At 46.1% G+C, this 21,483-nt stretch carries 21 protein-coding genes and 1 pseudogene; 9 read left to right on the top strand and 13 right to left on the bottom strand.

The genetic code is table 11. The features are described 5' to 3' along the window. The first annotated feature begins 69 nt into the window (after positions 1-69). On the top strand, positions 70-1,014 hold the full coding sequence (locus FKV70_RS09305; RefSeq protein WP_142612651.1) for a helix-turn-helix transcriptional regulator: 945 nt from the start codon (positions 70-72) through the stop codon (positions 1,012-1,014). A 64-nt stretch (positions 1,015-1,078) separates the two neighbouring features. Next, positions 1,079-1,600: a DinB family protein gene (locus tag FKV70_RS09300; RefSeq protein ID WP_064797576.1), complete on the top strand. Its 522-nt coding sequence runs from the start codon at positions 1,079-1,081 to the stop codon at positions 1,598-1,600. Here the strand turns inward: FKV70_RS09300 and FKV70_RS09295 are convergent. From FKV70_RS09295 to FKV70_RS09285, 3 genes are read right to left on the bottom strand one after another with little or no spacing between them, the layout of a single operon-like run. Continuing rightward, positions 1,533-2,069, bottom strand: a complete 537-nt coding sequence (locus tag FKV70_RS09295; protein ID WP_013373777.1) for a Crp/Fnr family transcriptional regulator — start codon at positions 2,067-2,069, stop codon at positions 1,533-1,535. The genes FKV70_RS09300 and FKV70_RS09295 overlap by 68 nt on opposite strands. A gap of 36 nt (positions 2,070-2,105) precedes the next feature. Continuing rightward, complete coding sequence (locus tag FKV70_RS09290) at positions 2,106-2,846, bottom strand: SDR family oxidoreductase (protein WP_142612650.1); 741 nt, start codon at positions 2,844-2,846, stop codon at positions 2,106-2,108. 27 nt (positions 2,847-2,873) lie between these two features. Beyond that, positions 2,874-3,452 carry a TetR/AcrR family transcriptional regulator gene (locus tag FKV70_RS09285; protein WP_142612649.1) on the bottom strand — a complete coding sequence of 193 codons (579 nt, stop codon included), beginning with the start codon at positions 3,450-3,452 and terminating at the stop codon, positions 2,874-2,876. A gap of 245 nt (positions 3,453-3,697) precedes the next feature. Between FKV70_RS09285 and FKV70_RS09280 the strand changes: the two genes are divergently transcribed. Beyond that, complete coding sequence (locus tag FKV70_RS09280) at positions 3,698-4,429, top strand: YheC/YheD family protein (protein ID WP_244310695.1); 732 nt, start codon at positions 3,698-3,700, stop codon at positions 4,427-4,429. A gap of 114 nt (positions 4,430-4,543) precedes the next feature. Here the strand turns inward: FKV70_RS09280 and FKV70_RS09275 are convergent, their stop codons facing one another. Then, entirely contained in the window at positions 4,544-5,254 is a 711-nt protein-coding gene (locus FKV70_RS09275) for an SDR family oxidoreductase (RefSeq protein ID WP_142612647.1), read from the bottom strand. Between the two features lie 32 nt (positions 5,255-5,286). Beyond that, positions 5,287-5,838, bottom strand: a complete 552-nt coding sequence (locus FKV70_RS09270) for an NAD(P)H-dependent oxidoreductase (protein WP_142612646.1) — start codon at positions 5,836-5,838, stop codon at positions 5,287-5,289. Positions 5,839-6,001: 163 nt separating this feature from the next. On the opposite strand from FKV70_RS09270, the gene FKV70_RS09265 reads away from it, so the two are divergent. Beyond that, positions 6,002-6,352 carry a winged helix-turn-helix transcriptional regulator gene (locus FKV70_RS09265; RefSeq protein WP_063207476.1) on the top strand — a complete coding sequence of 117 codons (351 nt, stop codon included), beginning with the start codon at positions 6,002-6,004 and terminating at the stop codon, positions 6,350-6,352. Between the two features lie 73 nt (positions 6,353-6,425). On the opposite strand, the gene FKV70_RS09260 is transcribed toward FKV70_RS09265, so the two are convergent. Next, entirely contained in the window at positions 6,426-7,166 is a 741-nt protein-coding gene (locus tag FKV70_RS09260; RefSeq protein WP_142612645.1) for an SDR family NAD(P)-dependent oxidoreductase, read from the bottom strand. Between the two features lie 157 nt (positions 7,167-7,323). Between FKV70_RS09260 and FKV70_RS09255 the strand changes: the two genes are divergently transcribed. Further along, positions 7,324-8,211, top strand: a complete 888-nt coding sequence (locus FKV70_RS09255; RefSeq protein WP_142612644.1) for a LysR family transcriptional regulator — start codon at positions 7,324-7,326, stop codon at positions 8,209-8,211. A gap of 45 nt (positions 8,212-8,256) precedes the next feature. Here the strand turns inward: FKV70_RS09255 and FKV70_RS09250 are convergent, their stop codons facing one another. After that, positions 8,257-9,126 carry an AraC family transcriptional regulator gene (locus FKV70_RS09250; RefSeq protein ID WP_142612643.1) on the bottom strand — a complete coding sequence of 290 codons (870 nt, stop codon included), beginning with the start codon at positions 9,124-9,126 and terminating at the stop codon, positions 8,257-8,259. Positions 9,127-9,373: 247 nt separating this feature from the next. Here FKV70_RS09250 and rlmN point away from each other — a divergent pair, with 247 nt between their 5' ends. From rlmN to FKV70_RS09235, 3 genes are all read left to right on the top strand, one after another. Beyond that, positions 9,374-10,471: a dual-specificity RNA methyltransferase RlmN gene (rlmN, locus tag FKV70_RS09245; protein ID WP_142612642.1), complete on the top strand. Its 1,098-nt coding sequence runs from the start codon at positions 9,374-9,376 to the stop codon at positions 10,469-10,471. A 138-nt stretch (positions 10,472-10,609) separates the two neighbouring features. After that, the gene (locus tag FKV70_RS09240) at positions 10,610-11,311 is read left to right on the top strand and encodes a dihydroorotate dehydrogenase electron transfer subunit (protein WP_142612641.1); all 702 of its coding nucleotides are present in this window, start codon (positions 10,610-10,612) and stop codon (positions 11,309-11,311) included. Then, a complete protein-coding gene (locus FKV70_RS09235) occupies positions 11,292-12,224 on the top strand; it encodes a dihydroorotate dehydrogenase (RefSeq protein ID WP_142612640.1) in 933 nt (310 codons plus the stop codon). The genes FKV70_RS09240 and FKV70_RS09235 overlap by 20 nt, the downstream gene beginning before the upstream one ends. Positions 12,225-12,324: 100 nt before the next feature. On the opposite strand, the gene FKV70_RS09230 is transcribed toward FKV70_RS09235, so the two are convergent. After that, a complete protein-coding gene (locus tag FKV70_RS09230) occupies positions 12,325-12,507 on the bottom strand; it encodes a hypothetical protein (protein WP_063207447.1) in 183 nt (60 codons plus the stop codon). Between the two features lie 461 nt (positions 12,508-12,968). Between FKV70_RS09230 and mmuM the strand changes: the two genes are divergently transcribed. Further along, complete coding sequence (gene mmuM / locus FKV70_RS09220) at positions 12,969-13,916, top strand: homocysteine S-methyltransferase (RefSeq protein WP_142612638.1); 948 nt, start codon at positions 12,969-12,971, stop codon at positions 13,914-13,916. A 191-nt stretch (positions 13,917-14,107) separates the two neighbouring features. Here the strand turns inward: mmuM and FKV70_RS09215 are convergent, their stop codons facing one another. The 5 genes and pseudogenes from FKV70_RS09215 to FKV70_RS09195 all read right to left on the bottom strand — a co-directional run bounded on the left by FKV70_RS09215 (position 14,108) and on the right by FKV70_RS09195 (position 21,260). After that, positions 14,108-16,393, bottom strand: coding sequence for a GDYXXLXY domain-containing protein (locus tag FKV70_RS09215; protein WP_208738399.1), 2,286 nt, complete (start codon positions 16,391-16,393; stop codon positions 14,108-14,110). A gap of 141 nt (positions 16,394-16,534) precedes the next feature. Then, positions 16,535-17,431 carry an AraC family transcriptional regulator gene (locus tag FKV70_RS09210; RefSeq protein ID WP_142612636.1) on the bottom strand — a complete coding sequence of 299 codons (897 nt, stop codon included), beginning with the start codon at positions 17,429-17,431 and terminating at the stop codon, positions 16,535-16,537. Between the two features lie 266 nt (positions 17,432-17,697). Further along, the gene (gene rhaD / locus FKV70_RS09205) at positions 17,698-18,543 is read right to left on the bottom strand and encodes a rhamnulose-1-phosphate aldolase (protein WP_142612635.1); all 846 of its coding nucleotides are present in this window, start codon (positions 18,541-18,543) and stop codon (positions 17,698-17,700) included. A 51-nt stretch (positions 18,544-18,594) separates the two neighbouring features. Then, positions 18,595-19,851, bottom strand: coding sequence for an L-rhamnose isomerase (rhaA, locus tag FKV70_RS09200; protein ID WP_142612634.1), 1,257 nt, complete (start codon positions 19,849-19,851; stop codon positions 18,595-18,597). Between the two features lie 12 nt (positions 19,852-19,863). Continuing rightward, positions 19,864-21,260 (bottom strand): annotated as a pseudogene (locus FKV70_RS09195) (rhamnulokinase). Positions 21,261-21,483: the final 223 nt, after the last annotated feature.

The raw sequence follows: 21,483 nt of genomic DNA, 5'->3' as shown, positions 1-21,483 counted from the left end.
GGTGCACTGCCCTTATTGCTTTTTTATATTCGTGCATTTTAGATCCTATTAAAGACGGAGCGATGTAGTGTGAATAAAACCGACCGCTTGCTGGCCATCTTGCTAGAGTTGCAGCGTAAGGATATTTTACGGGCCGAGGATTTAGCGGCGATCTTCGAAACGAGTGTAAGAACGATCTATCGGGATATTCAGGCGCTAAGCGAATCTGGCGTACCGATTGTGGGGGCACCGGGTATTGGATATTCCCTGATGGAGGGGTACTTCCTGCCACCTGTAAGCTTTACTGCAGAAGAAGCTGTGGCACTGCTAATCGGGACAGATTTCGTCGAACAAAAATTTGATACAGACTATGGCATGAAGGCACAAGCTTCACGCAGGAAAATTGAAGCTATTTTACCAGAGAGCGTTCGCAGGGAAGTTTCTCAGGTGCGGACAACGATCAGACTGCTGGCGGAGGGTAAAGGAACAAACCATACAGAGAAAGCCTATTTGGAGATACTGCGTATTGCTGTATTGGATAAACGGAAGGTTCGGTTTGGCTACTCCAAAAAAATGCCAGAGGCTGACGGGAATCGCCAAAGTGTGCGTGTGGTCGCCCCTTATGGTCTGGTTCTGCTTCATGGTTCGTGGGTTTTGATTGGACAATGCGAATTGCGGCAGCAGCTGCGCCATTTCCGTTTGTCGCGTATGAACGATCTGATCATGCTAGAGGATAGTTATCAGTTGCCTGTTGATTTTAATTTGCAGGATTATAAGCAAGTCGATGACCGCCACATCAATGTTCATCTAAAGGCCCGTTCGGATATTATAGATAAATTGAAGGAAGCGAACCATTTTTATATGGAGTCCATAGAGGAGCGTGAGGATGGAATCCATGTATTTCTCCGTGTTAGGCACCCAGAGGAACTACTATCATGGATACTTGGTTGGGGCGCAGATGTGGTGGTGCTGGAGCCTGAATCGCTTCGCGAGCGTGTCCGAACAGAAGTAGAAAAAATGTTGAAATGCTACTGACATAATGCTGTCAGTAGCGTTCTTGTATAGTAAAGCTACTTTGATAGAGAGGGGCATTTACTATATGAATACAAGCGAAACATTACAGCGTTTTGAAGAAACGGCACAGCACTATCTTCTTGAATTGGACAGCTTTACCCTAGAGCAATTGCAGTACACACCGCAGGAGGGACAATGGTCGCTTGGACAAATGTATCTTCATTTGGTGAACTCTGCTCTTTATATGCATCTTAGGAACATAGAGCTTTGTCTACAGTCTAATGGGGAAAAAGGGACTAAAACGGAGGCGGGCACAACCGCATTTAACTTGGGAAGCTATCCACCCATACGTATTCAAGTCCCACCATCTCCGCAGTATACTCCCCCTCAACCGACGAGCAAAGAAGAGATTGCAGAAGGATTGAACGTGGTGATCCGTAAAATGAGAGAGATTGAGCCAACCGTTGAGAAATCAACAGGGTCGTCTACTTCCCCTCATCCTGGATTTGGTGCGTTGAATGCGGGAGAGTGGTTTAGACTCATCGAGATGCATTATCGTCACCATCTTTCGCAGATGGAGCGCTTGAAGCACGCAATAGCCGGTTAATCGTCTCTCGGCGCAGCCCGATGAACTGCCCGATTTCCTCCTGCGTCAGCACGTCTGTTAACGTAGCGGGTGCGATGTAGGAGTGGAACCAGCGTTGGAGCTTCCGAAGCTTCTCGGCAGGCGATACCTCCGTGAGCTGGTCAATTCGTTGCTGCATCATACGCAGCTTATCCTGTAGCTGCAAAGCGATGGCTCGGCATTGGGCCGGATCTTGCTCCAGCTTCAGGTACCATTCCTTTTGCGACAGAACCTCAATCTCTGAGGTGACCAGCGCCATCGCGGTACCATAATAGGGATTGGGACTGATGAGAGAGTGATGCGGGATGATTTCATCGGGCACAATTACATTAACTAAAATTTGTGAGCCGTCCTCATGGACTCGGATAATTTTTAACAAGCCGCTCTTTAAGTGATATAAAGGGCCAGTTTCCCCTTGTCGAAATAAAGTCTCGCCTTTGTGTAATATCATGAACGTGTATAGCCTCCATTTCATGTATTCCAGCTTTTAGATGAACCCGCCATTGACGCGGATGGTCTGCCCGGTGACCCATTGCGATTTAGCGCTGACCAGAAACTCAATCACATCAGCGATATCCTCCGGTTCACCGAGACGGCCCATAGCATTCATTTTCTTCATGCCTTCGATTTGCTGCTCTGTTTTTCCTGCTTGAAAAAGCTCTGTGTTAACAGGACCGGGAGCCACGGCGTTGATCGTAATTTGTCTGCTTCCGAACTCCTTGGCTAGCTGACGGGTAAATTGCTCCACCGCGCCTTTTGTACCCGCATACACGCTATAGGCCGGAAACATTTGTCCAATCACGGACGTGGACAGGTTCACGATTCTTCCGTAGTTCTCCATGTATTTCATCGCTTGCTGACAGGCAAAGAAGGTACCCTTTACATTCAGTGCAAACTGCTGGTCAAAATCAGCTTCGGTCACCTCAGCCAGAGGTTTGGTAATCATCAGCCCAGCGTTGTTAACCAGGATATCCACTTTGCCAAATTCGGCAATCGTATTTGTAAATAAGGCTTCAATATCGCTCATCTTGCTCAGATCAGCGTGGAGAGCTATGGCCTTTCCGCCTTTTTGAACAATGCCGGCCACTACTTCTTTAGCAATGTCCGCACTGCTGGCATAATTGACGACTACATTAGCACCCAAATCAGCCAGCTGCTCGGCAATGGCACGTCCAATTCCTCTGGAGGAGCCGGTGATCATGGCTACTTTCCCATCCAAATGCTTCATATGTGTTTGACCTTCTTTCTATATAGTTTAAGATATCCCTTTTTCTAAAAGCATCCACACTTCCAAAAACTCCCGCTGAGTCGCCGGACTTTTCCATTCGTAAGCATGTGCGGGATGATGAAAACGAGCTGTGGCATGAAAAAGCGTACGTGCCAATTGGGCCGGCTGATCCGTTGTGATGCCCCCACGCACAATAATGTCAGCGAGCTGGCTCACAATGTGGGAGATATGCTGGTCGATTAAATCCGCCGCTTGCTCGGTGACACGGGTATACATCTCGAACATTTCCTCGTCATCGCGGGCATAATACTGCTTGAGTTCGATCAGGGTCTGTATATATTGTTTTAAATGTGGTATTCCCAGCACAGATGAATCCTGACATATCTCCGTTAATGGATCGATAATCTTTTCATTTAGCCATTTTTCGGTCACACCTTCAAGAAGCTCGGCTTTGCTTTTAAAGTGTCGGTAAATGGTGCCATGACTTACTCCCAATACTTTAGCAACATCGGTCACGGAGCTTTTGGCTACACCAAATCGCCTAAGAGTGTCTTCTGTCGCAATGAGAATCTGTTCCTTGGTCAAAATGTCTGAGGGTTTTTCCATAGAGACACGGTTGGTTTACCGTGTGAGTCACCTCCCTGAAGTGAGGATAACACAAAGAGTATCAAATGACAAATATTCATTTTTGTCATTTGATACTCTTTTTTTTAAAAATTAAATTAAGGGGACTGCTAGAGTAGGAGATTTGCCTCTTCATAGCAAACTGTGGCATTCGCCGTTACCAAGATAGAATATAGATGCATATTCATGTAGTGTGTGCAAAAACCCAACAGAATCGAGGGATATTCGTGCCCATTGGAAAGATGATTCAATACAAGGAAATGCGACAACATCCCATTTTATGCTCGCACTTGCCCGAAACCCGCTGGATTACGAATGCAAGGACTTTACGGATGCTGGAAACCTACCGTACGGTCTTCATCAAGCCTAATTATGGGAGTGGAGGAACCGGCATCATACGCGCAAAAAAGATAGGGAGGAGATATGAGGTTCGTTGTGGCTCCAGTCGCAGAATCGTTAGGTCCCACGCTGTAAGAAGAGCCATTAGAAGATACCGGAAACCTCATCGTCGTTATTTGGTACAGCAAGGACTCAAGTTAGCCAAGTACAAAGGTTCCATTTTTGATGCCAGAGTGTATATGCAGAAACCGGAATCGGAATGGGTGATCTCAGGGATAACCGGCCGTGTCGCTGCACCTCAGAAAGTCGTTACTAATTATAGGAAGGGGGGGCATGCGGCGCCGTTGTCCAAAGTGCTTTTAAGGGTTTTCAAAAACGACAGAGCGAAAATGAAAGAGATTTTGGACCAGGTCATCGAGCTTTCCAGAATTATTGCTGACACGATTGACAAAAATCATCCGGTTCGCGAGCTGGGCATCGATCTTGCTATTGAGAAGAGCGGTCAAATCTGGATTATCGAGGCCAATCCGCATCCCGGGCATATGTTATTCAGGCAGCTCCCGAATCATAAGATGATTCGCACTATTTTGAGAAATAAACGCCGTATTCATCATCATTAGTATAAAGTGTTTTAAACTATTCATGGATAAGAAAAGAAGGAGAACGCCCAAGCAAAGATGCGAGGAGCGTTCTTCGTTTTTTGCTGTACGACTAACCGATCATGGACGAAGCTTTTAGGTTAAAATATGTCCGCCATCCACATGGAGGATTGTCCCGGTCACAAACTGATTTTCAATCAAATAAAGTACACCTCGTGCTACATCCTCCGCAAGTCCGACTCGGTTCACAGGGAGCTTATTCGCCACTGTATTATAGAACTGATTGCGCGCATTTTCAGGCATTTTGCTGCGGGAAGGTGTATCAATAATGCCAGGGGAGACGACATTCACGCGAACAGGAGCAAGCTCTAACGCCAAAGTCTGACCAAGATTCGAAACCGCTGCATTCACAGCCCCAAGCGCTGAGGAGCCGATCATAGGTTTGTATGCCACCACTCCTGAAAATAAGGTAATGGAGCCTTGGTTTGAGAGTTGGGAAGCCCCATATTTAGCTGCATAGTACTGGCCCCAGAATTTATTTTCGAAGAGTTGGCGGGCTGCAGTTGTTTCTGATTGAAGGAATGACCCGCCGGATGTTTCTGCCGCGCTAACAATAAGATGGTCATAGGTGCCCACTTTTTCGAAGAAAGACTTTACCTGTTGCTCATCTGTCGTGTCCAGTACATAGATTGTTGCACGAGGGCCCAGCATTTCTTTGGCCTTGTGCAATTTATCTTCGGAGCGGCTGGCGATTACCACTTCTGCTCCTAGTGAAATGACTTGCTTAGCTGTTTCTAAACCAATACCTGAACTTCCACCTATAATCACAATTTTTTGGTTTTGCAATTGGAATTCCTCCTAATGTTTAGCTGGATGTGTTACTCATGGAATACGGCTTTCAGATGAGCAGCAAGATCAGTCATAAATTGAGGTATATTTGGGTTTTTAACGACATCGTAGCATGCGAAGCTTTTTAAAGGCTCCATACCGAGAAATGCATGTGCAGAATGCAAATGACAGAGTGCAGCCTCTAGGCTATTGCCTTTAAAAAATTGAGTTGGATCATTAAAAGCTTTTTCTGGGGCATTCCAGGTTGTCGAGAACATATATTTCTTGTGGGTTAATAAACCTCCGCTCCCATATTTGCGAGAACCTGTGAAGAATACACCGTAAGCATAGACCTCATCCATATAAGTCTTTAATAATCCAGGAACACTGAACCAATAGATAGGTGTTTGGTAAATGACCACGTCGGCCCAGACAAACTTTTCTTGTTCCTCGCTGATGGTATAACCATTCTGAACAACTGTTGTCTTGACTTTGTTCTCTTCACTTAAGAGACGCACCATATGGTCCATCAAAGTTTGGTTTAGATTCCCTTCAGAAGAGTCATACTTTTGGTGACCATTAATGATTAATATATTTTTCAACTCTTCACCTCCTTGTAGTAGAGAAAACGTTATTGGCTACGTCGATATTGTATATGTAGTAAGTTCATTTAGGGAAGTAGTGATATTTAATTCATATAGTTTCCTAAAAGGAACTATTGTGATACCATTGGGTTTAGGAGATTTTTTTGTGGGGGGAGTTCCTATGCATGTCCCAGAACCTATTGAATTGACGAAAGGAATACCAGGCCAGCCGTGCCCTATTGCCCAAACGCTTGATTTGATCGGAACCAAATGGACCTTTTTAATTATTCGTGACCTGCTGATTGAAGGAACACTGAGATTTAGCCAGCTTCAGAAATCCATGCAAGGAATTAGTCCCAAGACGCTTTCTCTACGCCTAAAGGAACTTGAAGACAACGGTCTGTTAGAAAGAAAGGTTTATCCCGAGGTTCCCCCGCGTGTTGAATATTCGTTAACGGAGAAAGGGAAGCGACTGGAAGGTGTTTTTATTGAGTTGAAGAGGTTTGGCTTGGATTTAAAAGCAGACCATTGAGGAATAGGATTGCAAACCTTCAAGGCATCGTTGAGATAAACGATGCCTGTTTTTGTCTAGAAGCTTAACATTCTTATAGCGTCTGTCCGCTGTCTACCGTAATGATCTGGCCTGTCATGGCTTCCTGTTCCAGGGCAGAGCAGACCATGCTGGCAATATCCTCAGGTGTGGAAATGCGCTGCAACAGCAGATGGGGAGCCAATTGTTTCATTTGTTCTTCTCTACCTGCCCACCATCTGGTCGCCACCGCGCCTGGCACGATGCAATTGACTCGAATATCAGGTGCTAGTGATCGTGCTAACGATTTGGTCAGCCCGTGGACGGCTGCTTTGGATACTGCATAGGGGAGCGAGGAACCTAATCCTGTTTGTCCAGCTATACTTCCCAGATTGACGATAGCTCCTTGTTGACGATGTTTCATATAAGGAGCTACGGCTCTGGCACAGTAAAACATGCCTTTCACATTGACAGCCAAGAGATCATTCCACACCTCTTCTGTAACGGACTCTAGATCGTCCATCGGAATATGATGTGTAATGCTGGCGTTATTCACCAATACATCAACTGTTCCGTATTGCTGAACAATCTGCTCGACCATTGCTCGAACTTCCTCATCCTGGGAAACATCTGCCTGTAATGCAATTGCACGTCCTCCCTGTTCCAGTATCATACGTACGGTTTCCTCTGCATCGTCTTTAGAACGGGAATAGTTGATGACAACTGTAGCCTTTCGGCCCGCCAACTGCATGCATACCGCTCTCCCAATTCCTGTACCGCCACCTGTAACCAGGGCTACTTTTTGATATAAATCCATGTATACCGCTCCTTATCCAACTCGTTAGTTTTATATGAGAAACATAATATGGTCTAATATGGATCATTGTAGAGGGTATATTATATTTTGTATAATTGAATTAAATGAACTTATAATTCAATAAACCTGAATTAAGCAAGTGATATGGGAGTAGAGAATGGATATTAAAGCACTCAAAACATTTCAGATGATTGTGAATTACGGAAGTTTTATGCGTGCAGCGGAAGCGTTGAATTATGCACAATCCACTGTGACGATGCAAATACAGAAGCTGGAATCCGATCTGGGAGTTCAACTGATTGAACGGGGCAAGAAAATAAAGTTAACTGAAGCGGGCAGGATGTTGTACGAGCAAAGTTTGCATATTGTAAAAGACATGGAGCAATTGCAGGAAAATATGGAGAACTTGCAAAGGGGAACCGCAGGGGACATTCGTATAGGAGTGACCGAACCGACCGCCAGTTACCGGCTCCCCGAAATTTTAAAACGATTCTTAACCCATTATCCTCATATTCGGGTTTCTGTAGAGTTCGGAAATACCCCTACATTAAGCGAGCGTATTCTCCAAGGGGACGTAGACATCGCATTATGCTCCGCTCCCGATTTGGGCTCAGAGCTATATTTTGAACCTTTATTTAAGGAGAATTTTGTAGTCTTGATGCCTGAACGTCACCCTCTTGCAGAAAAGGAGTACATTGGACCCGCAGATTTGCAAGGGCATCGCCTGCTTATTACGTCGTCCATTTGTCCTTATCGGCGCAAACTTGAAATGGTCATGAGGGAATATGGAATAACCACGTTAGACACGATGGAAATTGGCAGCATGACGGCTCTAAAATCCTATGTGGAATGTGAATTAGGGATTGCTCTTGTGCCACAAATTCTAGTCGATCCTGTTCCGGAAGGAACAGCAGTGAGGCCATTAAGCGGCAGCTTGATTGATATGACCTTTGGTCTTCTGTGTAAAGCAACTGAGGCACCGTTGAAGCTGGCAAGCTCAAGGCTATATTCCGTATTAAAGCAGGAACTTGGGCAATTGTCCTGAGCACACAATATCAAACCGACTGCAATAGGCAGCCGGTTCGTTTGTTTATTTTTTCGTAACTGGAATCCATACTTCACTTCGGTAGTCCTCAGCATGAGCATTCCCCATGGTATATACCTCCAGCTCGGGACCGCCTGAATGTTCATAGTTGCTGGCAGGGAACCATTCCTGGAAAATTCTTTGCCATACCTTCTGGATCGTGTGAGGCATAGGACCGATGGATGTAAACACAGCCCAGGTTGCAGCCGGAATGGTTCTGGCTTCTAATCCGTTCGAGGCTGCCACATCTTCACTGCCCTCTGCGGCGATGAAGTAGCTAAACGTTTCCTCACCATGCTTCATGTCCAGACAGATACCGAGTATATCGTCGCCTGTCCCCAAGGCATGAATGCGATCTGAGGTGCCATCTGCGTTAAGCTGATCCCAGAATTTTGGGATTTCCCGAAGATTTTCACCGTTCTTAGTGGTGACTTGAATGGATTTGCCAATGACCGTAAAGGCCGCCTTCTCTACAATTTTATAATCCATTTCCTGATCTCCCTTCAGCGATAGATGGAAGGTGATGCGCGGAAAGGCCTTCAGGTTCACCCCCGGGTTTCTGGCCTCAGAGGGAGAAATACCGTGTACCTTTCGGAACGCTTTAGAAAAAGATTCGGGGGAATCATATCCGTATTTGAACGCAACATCCAGTACCTTGGTGGTAGATAAACTCAATTCCTGAGCAGCCAGGGTCAATCGACGTTTACGCACATATTCTGCTATCGTAACGCCAGTCAGCATATAAAACATCCGTTGAAAATGAAAGGGCGACGAGTAGGCCACCTTTGCAATTTCATCAATATCGAGGGGCTGCTGCATTCTCTCTTCCATGAGGTCGAGTGCGTTCTTGATCCGAAGCAACCATTCCAACCACATCACCTTCCTTGGTTGTAATCATATCATTCACGGTGTCCGTCATCCTGTCTTTGCGTGCTTTTGTTGAACAGGATCGTCAGCCTGCCCCCTTGTGTTCATAATTAAAATTTGGGACAATACAAGAAGTGTTTGAATAGCGCAGAGCGCTCAAACATGCTATGATGCAATGATAGTTGAGACGAGTCGTGATAGCTAGGATTTATATATAGAAATACGAATTTTAACGTTTGTGAAAAGAGGATCGAACATGAAAAAGGAATCCATTTATGGATTAACGCTAGACCAATTGACAGCATGGCTCATGGAGCATGGACATAAAAAATCTCGGGCATTACAGGTATGGGACGCATTGTACCGGAAACGGGTCACTGATTTTGCGGCAATGACAGAGGTGCATGAGAATTGTACTGGCTTGTTGGCAGAGCACTTCTCTATTGAAACTCTGGAAGAACACGTGAAGCAACAGTCAGCAGACGGGACGGTCAAGTTTTTGTTCCGCTTGCAGGATGGTAATTTAATTGAAACGGTATTAATGCGGCATAAATTTGGACTATCCGTATGTGTGACGACGCAGGTGGGCTGCAACATTGGATGCAGCTTCTGTGCGAGCGGATTGTTAAAGAAGAGTCGTGACCTTTCCAGCGGTGAAATCGTAGAGCAAATTATGAAGGTGCAGCTGTATCTAGACAAGGAACGTCCGGGCGACCAAGTCAGTCACGTTGTAGTCATGGGTATCGGCGAACCGTTTGATAACTTTGTGAACCTGTCCGATTTCATTCGGGTCATTAAGGATCACAAAGGGCTGGCGATTGGGCCGCGGCATATTACTGTGTCCACCAGTGGCCTTGCCGATAAAATCATTGAATTTGCAGATTCCGATCTACACGTTAATCTGGCAATATCGCTTCATGCTCCTAATAATGAGATTCGTACTCGCATTATGAAGATCAACCGGGCGATTCCGATTGAGAAGCTCATGCAGGCGATTGATTATTATTTGGACAAAACGAAGCGCCGGATTACGCTGGAATACATCTTGCTGAAGGATGTGAATGACGGTAAGGAGCATGCGCTTGAACTGGCTGAGCTGGTGGGCCATCGTCGTAATCTGGCCAATGTAAACCTGATTCCGTACAATCCGGTGGATGAGCATAGCCAATATCAGCGGAGTGAGTCGGAGTCCATCACTGGCTTCTATGATGTGCTGAAAAAGCAAGGCATTAGCTGTAGTGTTCGACTAGAGCATGGAGTCGACATTGATGCGGCCTGCGGACAGCTGCGTAGTAAGCAAATTCGCAAGGATGCGGGCGGTAGCCGCAATGCGGAGCGCGAAGCGATTAGTTAAACACACAAGCGTACTCTCTAACAGGAGTACGCTTTTTTATGGATGAGCCATAGAATGAAACGCCGTCTATAAATGTGAAAATAGTCACGTAACAGTTGCTGTTTTTGCGTTATAGTGAGTGGTTAGTGGAGGGGTTATATGGCGAACATAATTTCAAATGTGGCGCTCGTTCCGGGCATCTATGTAATGAAAATAGAGGGCAAATTTAAAGGGGAGATGGGGCAGTTTTACATGCTGCGCAGCGGGACAGGTTATCCACTGCTGCCCAGACCCATCAGCATTTATGATATCGGCGAAGAGAGTATTTCCTTTTTATACCGGGTCGTTGGAGAGGGAACCAAACTATTCTCCCAGTTACAGCCTGGTCAGGAGATTCAGTTGGATGGACCATTCGGAAATGGATTTCCGCAGGTTGAGGGCAGTTTGGCTTTGATCGGCGGTGGCATGGGTACAGCTCCTTTGTTATTAGCTGCAAAATATTACCCGCAAGCACACGTGTATCTGGGGTTTGCACAGCATGCCTTCGGGGTTGAAGCGTTTGAGGCTGCGGCGGCATCTGTGCAGGTCAAGGTAGGAGGAAGCATCGTCGAAGAGGTCGATCCGGCTCTTTATGCGAATATGTTCTCCTGCGGGCCAACTCCGATGTTGGAAGCACTCGCACTCAAAACGGCGGGTACATCTTCCCGTTTATATATTTCAACAGAAAGACACATGGCCTGCGGTATTGGCGCATGTTTGGGCTGCACCATGCGTACCCGCGGAGGCAATCGGAGGGTATGTAAGGAAGGGCCTGTATTCCCGGTGGAGGAGGTGGAGTTCGATGATCTCCATGGCGTGTAATATTGCGGGTGTACCGTTCAAAAATCCAATTATCATGGCATCGGGTACATTTGGATTTGGGCGTGAGTTTGCGGAGTTCTATTCTCCCGAACTACTCGGCGGCATTGTCGGCAAGGGACTAACCCTTCATCCGAAGGCAGGTAATACGGGATCACGAATACATGAGACAGCATCCGGTATGCTGAATAGTGTAGGATTGGAAAATCCGGGCGTGGCGGCCTTTTTGAAGGATGAGCTGGATGACATGACTCGCTGGAACACGGCTATTATTGCCAACGTCGGTGGTTCCAATCTGGAGGAATACGTTCAGGCCGTAGCTATGATTACGGAAAATGCACAAAAACGCCGTACAATGAGCCGCAGAGGCGTTGATATGCTGGAATTGAACATTTCATGCCCCAATGTGAAGCAGGGTGGAATGCAATTTGGTATCCAGACAGAGGTAGCACGGGAAGTTGTGCGGCAGGTCCGCAATGTGACGGCGCTTCCGCTGATCGTCAAGCTGTCGCCGAATGCGGAGAACATCACGCAAATGGCGGTGATGTGCGAGGAAGAAGGCGCCGACGGCGTTTCGCTGATCAATACCTTTTCTGCAATGAAAATAGATATACGTCGGCGGCGCAGTGTTTTCGCCAACACGTATGCAGGTCTTTCCGGCCCGGCAATCAAGCCGATTGCCTTGCGTATGGTTCACCAGGTAGCGCAGGCGGTATCGATTCCCGTGATCGGGATGGGCGGGATCAGCTCAGTGGAGGACATTATTGAATTCACGATGGCAGGGGCCGCCGCCATTCAGGTGGGTACGTATAATTTTGTCCATTTACATGCAGGGGCAGAGTTGGTATATGGGCTTGAACAATGGATGCAGCAGGAAAAGGTACAGTCGTTGGATGAGATACGAGGAATTTTGTGAAGTTTGTACTTATTTGTGCATAAACTTGAGCATACAAAACCGGCTTGTCTTTAAAGGCAAGCCGGTTTTGTTTTTTTATTTGACTAAACAGCAAACGCAACTAGTGGTTAATATCGCATTTGTTCAGTATGAACGAAATTTGATTCTCCAGCCGATGAATGGCTTCCTTGGATGCCTGGTCGTTGGCCCCTTGTGCCTGGAGCGCGGCAAGCTCCTGTTTGAGCTGATGAAGGTCTTGTCCTGCGTGAGCGCAGTCGTAATTACTTTCGAGATTGTCAATCATCCGTGATCCTCCCTTTCGTTAGGTATACGTCCTTATTATGGAGATTTGATCTTTCCTTATTCAGCATAAAGTTTTATTTCTGTAAAGGCTGTGTTCATTGTCGATGAGGCGCGTAAAGCCTACAAAATAAGAAGGAAATTGTCAAACAATGTCGAATAAAAAGGAATTATAGGGGCATAGATAGGCTCTTCTTCCCAATGGAGAGCTTGATATAGAAATTGGGTGATAGGGTGCGGTTAAAAGGTAAGTTGAAACCGAGACGACAATTCAAAGTTTCGCTACAATTTATGATTATTATTTTGGTTGTTTTAGTTATTGTTATTTCCTTGATTATATCTTTGCTTCTCATTCGTAATTTTGTGATTAACCAGCATTTTGATAATACGACATGCTATAATATAAAAAATTAATTCCAACCTAGACAGTGGGTAAAATGGGAAGAGACAAGCAGGAGGGGCCGCATGAATCCGATACAACGTATACTGGACGAATTTCAGCTAATCGTGCTGGACGGCGCAATGGCGACTGAACTGGAACGTCATGGGCATGATCTGAACGATAGCTTATGGTCCGCCAAAATACTCCACGAACATCCGGAGTCAATCAAGCGTGTCCATCGAGACTACTTTGAGGCTGGGGCAGACTGTGCGATTACGGCGAGCTATCAGGCCACCGTGGAAGGCTATGTTGAGCGCGGATTGAGCGAAAATGAGGCGTTGAAGCTAATTCAGTCATCGGTGCAGATTGCTGTACAGGCACGAGATGAGTTTTGGACCGATATGACGGCTACTGCAAGTCAGCAGCATCGTCCCAAGCCGCTGGTTGCGGCTTCTGTCGGACCCTATGGGGCGTTTCTCGCTGATGGGTCAGAGTATCGAGGCGATTATAAGCTAAGCGAGGAGCAGCTTATGGAGTTTCACAGGCCGCGCATGAAAGCTCTGATTGAGGCTGGGGTGGACATTTTAGCTTGTGAAACGATACCTTGTCTGGTGGAAGCCAAGGCCATTGCCCGCTTGCTGAAGGAATTCCCCGGCACGTATGCCTGGATCAGCTTTAGTGCAAAGGATGAGCAGCACATCAGTAATGGCGAGTCTGCCGCCGCATGTGCAAAGTGGCTGAATGAGCACGAGCAGGTGGCTGCGATAGGGATCAATTGTACGTTGCCCAAATTTATTCCATCCCTTATTCACGAAATACACAGCCATACGGATAAGCCGGTGGTGGTATATCCCAATCTCGGGGAGGAATATGATCCGCTCACCAAGACATGGCATGGCCATACTTGTACAGAAACGTTCGGACAGAGTGCCCGTCAATGGTATGAAGCAGGGGCACGTATAATTGGTGGCTGTTGTCGGACTCAGCCGCAGGATATTAAAGAAATCGTGGCATGGTCGAGAGGGGTATAAACGAGGATAAACTTTTGGAGAAGGTTATCCCTAAGGAGTTTTCCTCTATTGTTACAAAAGAAAAAGCAGGCTGAACCGAGTTATGCTCCAGCCATGGAGCGGCCTGGTTCAGCCTGCTTTTTGTACGAGTAAATTTTTAAAGCCCCGCTTCGTTCACTACCTCTACCTCTCTACCCCTTCGCTAATCCAGATCAGCTTTCCGTCAGACGTTCCAGCAACGCGTCTCCATTGCGGCTGACCCGAATATAGGCGTAATGAGCGTTCTGTTCAACAGTACGTCCGGTTCCTTCAGGAATGAAATAATTCTCAATACCGTACAGAATACGAGAACCATTCCATTGCCCATTGAGAACAAGCTCATGAGGGGCAAGTTTCTCACCATCTTGATACAGACGATCAGCGATGTATACCCCTTGACGATCTGGGGTGAGAACGACTTTAACCTTGCCTCGGTTCCAATCCTCCTGAAGAGGATTCTTGGAAGGAGGGGTAGAGATATCGTAATTCAGTGCTACATAATCCCCTTGCAACAGGGAACGCGGGTCTATAGGAGCCAGTTTGAGCTTAACGGAGGCACCTGTGGCGAGCAGGGTTTCACTCCTCGCCGTCTGATAGCCGATAATCCCCAGCTGTAGCACGATGACGATGGCAATGAGTAACGGGCTTAAGCGCATGAAGCTAAAGCTGCGGTGGTCGGCATCGAATGCTGCTTTGCCGCTATGGGCCATTCGTCGATCGAACCACCAGGTAATTCCGAGCACAATGATGCCCAGCAGCGCCAGTGTAAAAGATTTATACAGCAGCGTCCACAATAAATCATAGTATTTGAAGCCGATAAAAATAAACCAGAATATGATGCTTGTAATGGCCTCCGATTTTTGTTTGTGACGGATAAAGGTAAAGACCATCCAAGTAACGATAACAAAATAAAAAATATTAATGGACATATAAGAGTGTGGAATGACATCCTCGAAGAACGTCGTCCACAACAGGAACAATAAGCTAAAAAATAATGAGCTATCCCGAAGATGCCCTTTTAACTCTGTCTTGGGTTTAAAGTGGCTTATTCCATATAACACGGCATTGAGAACGAACAGGGTGAAGATGATGAACTTATAGGTCCAGTTCCAACCATCCCATTCTTGATACTGTTTAAATAAAACAGTTGCTATATTCAGGTTCACAAAAGTATAAGCAAAAAATCGCTGTCTTTTCCCCTTGGAGCGAAGCCATCCGGCGATGGAAACGACCAGAAATAATACCGAGAGCAGCGTCTGATCCGACCATACAATGGCCGCAAGGCCTGTAATATAGCTGATGGTTAGCAGTGTATAACGGACTACAGAATCCAATTTGGATTCCGGTATGGCAATCATCGTAATCATCAGCAACAAGGACACGCTCAGCAGTACATATTCGGTATGGTTTACGTTCGTACTAATCATAATCAGTCCGATGAGAGAGATACTTCCAATTAATACTCCAACCACTTTGATGACACGGGATACTGTTTTGCTGATCCATTCACTACTGCGGTCTTCGGAGACAGTTGTCTGCGCATCGGATTTCGCGATCTCTTCTTTGTTCTCATTGGGTATTTCTCCAGCCTCCGGAGACGGTTTTCCCAAGCGATTTAAATAACGGAAAAACCATACGTTACCCGTCAGTAGCAATGCCACAAAAATCAAACCGAAAACAAAGAACAGAGATGAAGAGTACGCTTCTGCAAGCTCTATAAACTTAAAGACAGCAAAAGCAGAGAGCGCCAATGCATTTAAGGTCAGGAGCGTTTTATTCAGCCGCACCTTGATAAATATATAGAATCCTAAAGCAATCACAGCGATATGCGGTATATTCATGATCAGGCCATATCCATCGAATGCAAAGGAGTTGGTCATCGCCAACATAGCTATATGGAGAACGGTAAAGCTCATATATAGTAATGGAGCAGAACGTATACGATGAAGGAATGTCAATAGAAATAGCACCAGATTGACCACTGCGAACAGTCCAGCGATGGACAACGATTCCAGTTGGGTATAAGTCGTACTTTGCATCGTTGGATAAAAATAAAGCCATACACCCAGATGAATCAACACATAAGATAGCATATAAAAAGGATTGTAGCGGGTGATGGCGCTAAGCAGTAAAGCCGGCACCGACCAAATGACAAACAACACGTAGCTATCCGCATGGGAATTGTAGATTTGACCGAGTAGTGCGATGGAAACACCGAAGGCCACACAGCCTGCTAACAGAAATATATTGGACAGAAAGGCTTGTTGCCCGGGAACAGCACGTATACGTGCAAATACGAAAGACAAGCCGTAAAACAAAACAATAAGCGCAACAGCTAGCACAATTTTGACTGTCCGATCTAGTCCACCCCAATTAGAGGCGAAGAAATAAATAATTGCAGCCAGTATCAGTGAGATGCCCAGCAGATAACCTGTACGTATGGCGTTGAATCGCAGCATGGAATTCACGTACCTTTCCTGTTGGTTTGATGCTTATTATATCGTTGAAAGGGCTCAGAACCAAGTACAAATTAGGATCAGGTCATAAAAAAGAGAGCCGCCGTATATGGTGGTTCTCTTATAACTTTAATGGGATTTCAACTAAGCGTTGGCAGTGCGGATCTCTTGCTGGGACTGATGAAGGAAGCGATACTCTCGGGGTGGGATTCCTGCTGTTTTCTTAAATGCCTTGGAAAAGGTGGATATATCGGTATAACCGATGGATTGGGCAATGATCGACAAGTTGTATGTGGTCTGTTCCAGCAATCTTTTGGCTTCGTTAATCTTGAGGGTTTGCAAATACTTGGCGGGGGAGATGAGGAAAGTGGAATGAAATTTACGTGAAAAATGCGCACGATCCACACCTACATGCTCGGCAATTTGCTCAATCGTAACACGTTCACAATAATGCATTTCGATGTAATCCTTCCCCTGCTGGAGCCAATAATCAGAGCACACAAAGTTGCGCAGCACGCTAGATTTGTTGCGGGACAACTCCTCGAAAATCTGGTGCAGTGTAATTAAGCGGGCAAGATCGCTGCCCTCTTTGCTGTGGTCGTTGACGATGGAAAATAGGTTGGAGATCAGTTCGAGGATCTCCTCGCTTAATGCGTTAGCTATAAATGGCTTAGAGGGGTCAATCCCGATCCGCTCCAGCAGCGCCAGAGATTTGGGTCCCTCAAAGGCGATCCATACCTTCTGCAACGGGTGCTCTTGATCAGTGTAGTATTCATGAACAAGCTGCGGAAAAAAACAGAATAGATCGGACTTTTGGACACGATAACTCTTTTCCTTATAAATGAACTCAGCCTGACCTTCGAGTACAAAAATAAAATAAAAATAAGGGACAGCCTTAGGGCCGACATGACAGCTTGTTTTCGAAATATCCATACCCAGTCTGACCGGCCAAATGGCGCTCGATTTTTCCAGTTCGGTTGTTGTGAAATAATGGTCTTCCACGATGTCGAAGTGATCCTCGTTCTTGGTTCTTCTCATCATTGTCACCTCTCCTTTGGTGGAGATAAGGGGATTTTGATTTTATTGTATATAAAGGAAGGTACAATTACAAGTTAATTCATTGGAATTTAGGGTTATAAATTTAAAATGATCTCTAGAGGAGATTGCTTAAACCTGCTGTCAGATCGAGTCATCGATGAAACAAACGAATCCAGCGACATTCTGATATGTATAATTAAGGCTCCATGGCTAGTTTGGGATGAGCCGTGAAGCCTTATAGAATCCTGAGCTGCACGATTAGCCTATGTCTATACGTTCAGGATTCCTTCTTTTGGAGTAACATTAAAGGCTTTAGCCAGATCGGCCAATTCCTGATCTGTAATCCGTTGCTTGATATCGTGCTGAGCAATCAGCATATATATTTGTGCTGCTTTTTCAATCGTTTCAATCAGACCAAACGCTTCATCAATGGAGCTGCCTGTTCCAAAAATGCCGTGATGAGGCCACAATACCGCATGGTGATCTTTCATTTTTTTTGCTGTTTCGCGGCCGATTTCGCTGGAGCCTGGCACCATCCAAGGGATTACACCGATACCGTCTGGAAAGACTACGATACATTCGGTACACATTTCCCACAGCGTTTTGGTGAACTGGTTTTCGTCCAGACTATGAATGAAGGTCATGGCAATGACATGGGTGGCATGATTATGGATCACAACCCGATGGTTAGGATCGACCTTCAAGCGCTCAATGTGGCTCATAAAATGAGATGGCAATTCGCTGGTAGGAACCGCGTCATACTTGAGGCCCCACAGGAGTTCCAATTGTTCCCCATCCTGAGAGACACGCAGAACACCCAGATTAGCTTCCGGATCGGCAATGACGTTCTTAAAGTATTTTCCTGATCCAGTAACGATAAAATATTTGCCTGCCAGTTCATTCACTGGGAAAGCAGGTTTAATGGTACGGATAACATGATCGATATCTATATATTTGGCAACCTCAGCTTCGTCCAAAATATAACTTACATTGCCTCCGTTGCGTTCATCCCAGCCGAATTTCCACATGTTTTGCGTAATTTCCGCCATCTCGCGAACAAATGGGATATCCAGTCCTGATTTTCGTTCTTTTTGGTTTTCCAACACAGTAGTCATGGATAATCTCTCCCTTAGAATAATATGAATATAAGCTGATCAATGCAGTAGTTACCGTTTCAGCAGGACCTGTTGTTCGTAGTTCTTAGCTTCGGTTAGCCATTCCTCACGAACGGGAACGCCATTTCGAGCGCAATAGTAATCCCATACAGCCCCAAACGGATAGGATTTAAACTCTTCGACCAGGGCAAGGCGTGTCGTGAAGTCTCTTTCCTCTTCAGCTTTTTTCAATTCTTCAATCGGTTCTAACATGGCGCGAAGCAACGCTTTGATGGTGTTGCGTGTGCCGATGACCCAAGCAGCTACGTGGTTAATACTGCCATCGAAGAAATCAAGACCGATATGAGTGCGGGAAAGCAGCTCGCCGCGAACCAGCTCACGGGCAATGTCCAGCAATTCGTCGTCCATCGTCACAACATGATCGCTATCCCAACGGACAGGTCTGCTGACATGGAGCAATAATTGATTGGTGAACATCAGCACAGAGGACAATTTGTTCGAAATGACCTCCGTCGGGTGGAAGTGGCCGGAATCGAGACAGATAGATTTACCCCGTGTCAGGGCGTAACCCATATAAAACTCATGAGAGCCGACGACATAGCTTTCCGAACCGATGCCGAACAGTTTACTTTCAACCGCATCGATGTTGTAATCTTCACTAATTTCCTCGCTAAAAATCTCGTCCAGGGCGTCCCGCAGACGTTCTCTTGGAGCCAGACGGTCCACGGGAGTATCCTTATAACCATCTGGCATCCAGTGGTTTGTGACACACGGCTGACCGAGTTCTTTACCGAAGTGTTCTGCAATCCTACGCGATTTTTTACAGTGTGTGATCCAGAAATTGCGAATATCCGAGTCCTTGTGGCTCAGTGTGAAGCCATCCTCCGCTTTGGGATGAGAGAACAGGGTCGGATTAAAATCAAGTCCAAGCCCATGCTGTTTGGCCCAGTCTACCCAGTTCTGAAAATGGCGTGGCTCCAGTTGATCCAAATCTACTTGTTCTGTGGTATCGGCATAGATCGCGTGCAGATTGACCTTGTGTTTGCCAGGGATGAGCGATAAGGCTTTTTCTAAATCCTGGCGCAGCTCAGCAGGCGTGCTTGCTCTACCCGGGTAGCTGCCTGTTACGGCAATGCCCCCGCTAAGCTGTTTATCTTTGAACAGGAAACCTTGCACATCGTCTCCCTGCCAGCAGTGTAGTGAGATTTTGATTTGTGAAAGCTTCCGTAAAACGTCATCCACCTGAATACCGTGGCGGGCATACAGCTTTTTCGCTTCGTTATAACTCGCTTCAATGGCTTCGTTCATGACTTTACTCCTTTATTGAGATATGTGAGTAGGGGATGTTGTTTGTATCTTGAGGCATTCCCAGCGATCCAGAAGCGTTTCCATGCCTTGCACGGGTTGCGGCTCAAATAGCCGAGTCGGGAAGGAGTTGGCTATGGTCCGACCAGCAGCTTTTAGATCTTCAAGAGCACCAGAGCTGATTAATTGCACGGCAATATTGCCGATAGCCGTCGATTCGGAAGGTCCTGCCTGAACCTCAATTTCTAAAAGGTCGGCTGTTAGCTGACATAGTAATTCGTTGTTAGCGCCTCCGCCGACAATGTGCAGCCTGGTAATCGTTTCGTCTGTTAAACGTTGTAGCTCATATAAGGCATCCCGGTAGCTTAAGGCCAGACTGTCAAAAATACAGCGGGCGGGCGAGCCAGGTGTGCGCGGGATAGGCTGCCCGGTCTCTTCACAGAATCTTTGAATCTCAAGGGTCATACTGTCTGGATTTAAAAATGAGGACTGATTGCAGAGGACAAGACTGACAAACGGCGTCTCTGCTGAAGCCAGTTGGGCCAATTCGGCAAAGCTATGTGCAGAATCTCCTTCTCTTCGAACCTCCTGAATTATCCATAAGCCCATAATGTTTTTCAAAAAACGGTACGTGCCGTAAGCGCCCCACTCATTGGTGTAGTTCGCCTGCATGGCTGTCTTGGTATTCAAGGGGTGGGAACGTTCCATACCCAGTAGCGACCATGTTCCGCTACTAATATAGGCCCAGGATTCCTCCCGCGGTGATGGAACACCAGCAACTGCCGAGGCAGTATCGTGCGTAGGCACAAGAATGAGCTGGCAGTCTGGAAGATCGTATTGCTGAATAAGCTCCGGCAGGATGGGGCCCAGAACGCGTCCAGGCTCAGCCAGCTCCGAAAATTGATCGCGCCGAAGCTGGAGCAGAGAGAGTAGATCCTCATCAAATTCTCGGGAACCATCAATATTTTATCTGCATGAGCGAGTTGTTCCCGATCATGAACGAACAATTGATACAGGGTATTAAAATTTAGTTCCTGGATGCCCGTTTTTTCATATACGTCTTCTCGGCTCATGAGCTGGTGCAGCTTGTCGGAGGCATGCAGTGTGCGGGCATCGCGGTAAGCGTACACCTCATGGATGCGGCGGCCTTCCTTATTAAGTAGGACGTAATCTACAGCCCATGTATCAATCCCGAGCGTACAGGAGTCAATTCCGTTTTGCTTAGCCTTTCGTAGTCCTTGGATGATTTCATCAAAAAGATTATCGATATTCCAGTAATCGTGTCCGTTCCTTTCAGTAAAGGAGTTGTTGAACCGATGAAGCTCTTGCAAGTGAATTTGTTCACCTTCTAGAGTGGCACTTACGAGTCTTCCGCTTGAAGCTCCAATATCAACAGCAAGATAGTTGTTCATATCCAATCTCCTTGCATGGATGAAGTCCTGGCAGCCTGAAAGTCTGCCTTTTATTTCTTAACTAACTCCATACTACTTCCGTTTGTCTGTGTAGTCAACATAAACGGAAATATTATTTTTTGTTTTCTTTTTGAATTTAAAAATAAAAGTAAAATTAGATGTTGTTTTATATTGTTTTTTGTATTTTGATATTTGCTTTCTATTATATATATACCTCGAACAG

This window comes from Paenibacillus ottowii, assembly GCF_006874425.1.
Lineage (GTDB): Bacteria > Bacillota > Bacilli > Paenibacillales > Paenibacillaceae > Paenibacillus > Paenibacillus ottowii.
Note: the sequence above shows the minus strand (reverse complement) of the source record. Positions and strands in the feature narration are given on the sequence as shown.

What these genes read in the sequence shown, in the direction of transcription:
- rlmN (WP_142612642.1), top strand. Translation starts at nt 9,374, where the DNA reads ATGAAAAAGGAATCCATTTATGGATTAACGCTAGACCAATTGACAGCA.
- FKV70_RS09210 (WP_142612636.1), bottom strand. Translation starts at nt 17,431, where the DNA reads ATGATGAGAAGAACCAAGAACGAGGATCACTTCGACATCGTGGAAGAC.
- FKV70_RS09215 (WP_208738399.1), bottom strand. Translation starts at nt 16,393, where the DNA reads ATGCTGCGATTCAACGCCATACGTACAGGTTATCTGCTGGGCATCTCA.
- rhaD (WP_142612635.1), bottom strand. Translation starts at nt 18,543, where the DNA reads ATGACTACTGTGTTGGAAAACCAAAAAGAACGAAAATCAGGACTGGAT.
- FKV70_RS09240 (WP_142612641.1), top strand. Translation starts at nt 10,610, where the DNA reads ATGGCGAACATAATTTCAAATGTGGCGCTCGTTCCGGGCATCTATGTA.
- FKV70_RS09265 (WP_063207476.1), top strand. Translation starts at nt 6,002, where the DNA reads ATGCATGTCCCAGAACCTATTGAATTGACGAAAGGAATACCAGGCCAG.
- FKV70_RS09290 (WP_142612650.1), bottom strand. Translation starts at nt 2,846, where the DNA reads ATGAAGCATTTGGATGGGAAAGTAGCCATGATCACCGGCTCCTCCAGA.
- FKV70_RS09230 (WP_063207447.1), bottom strand. Translation starts at nt 12,507, where the DNA reads ATGATTGACAATCTCGAAAGTAATTACGACTGCGCTCACGCAGGACAA.
- mmuM (WP_142612638.1), top strand. Translation starts at nt 12,969, where the DNA reads ATGAATCCGATACAACGTATACTGGACGAATTTCAGCTAATCGTGCTG.
- FKV70_RS09260 (WP_142612645.1), bottom strand. Translation starts at nt 7,166, where the DNA reads ATGGATTTATATCAAAAAGTAGCCCTGGTTACAGGTGGCGGTACAGGA.
- rhaA (WP_142612634.1), bottom strand. Translation starts at nt 19,851, where the DNA reads ATGAACGAAGCCATTGAAGCGAGTTATAACGAAGCGAAAAAGCTGTAT.
- FKV70_RS09295 (WP_013373777.1), bottom strand. Translation starts at nt 2,069, where the DNA reads ATGATATTACACAAAGGCGAGACTTTATTTCGACAAGGGGAAACTGGC.
- FKV70_RS09255 (WP_142612644.1), top strand. Translation starts at nt 7,324, where the DNA reads ATGGATATTAAAGCACTCAAAACATTTCAGATGATTGTGAATTACGGA.
- FKV70_RS09235 (WP_142612640.1), top strand. Translation starts at nt 11,292, where the DNA reads ATGATCTCCATGGCGTGTAATATTGCGGGTGTACCGTTCAAAAATCCA.
- FKV70_RS09250 (WP_142612643.1), bottom strand. Translation starts at nt 9,126, where the DNA reads ATGTGGTTGGAATGGTTGCTTCGGATCAAGAACGCACTCGACCTCATG.
- FKV70_RS09300 (WP_064797576.1), top strand. Translation starts at nt 1,079, where the DNA reads ATGAATACAAGCGAAACATTACAGCGTTTTGAAGAAACGGCACAGCAC.
- FKV70_RS09285 (WP_142612649.1), bottom strand. Translation starts at nt 3,452, where the DNA reads ATGGAAAAACCCTCAGACATTTTGACCAAGGAACAGATTCTCATTGCG.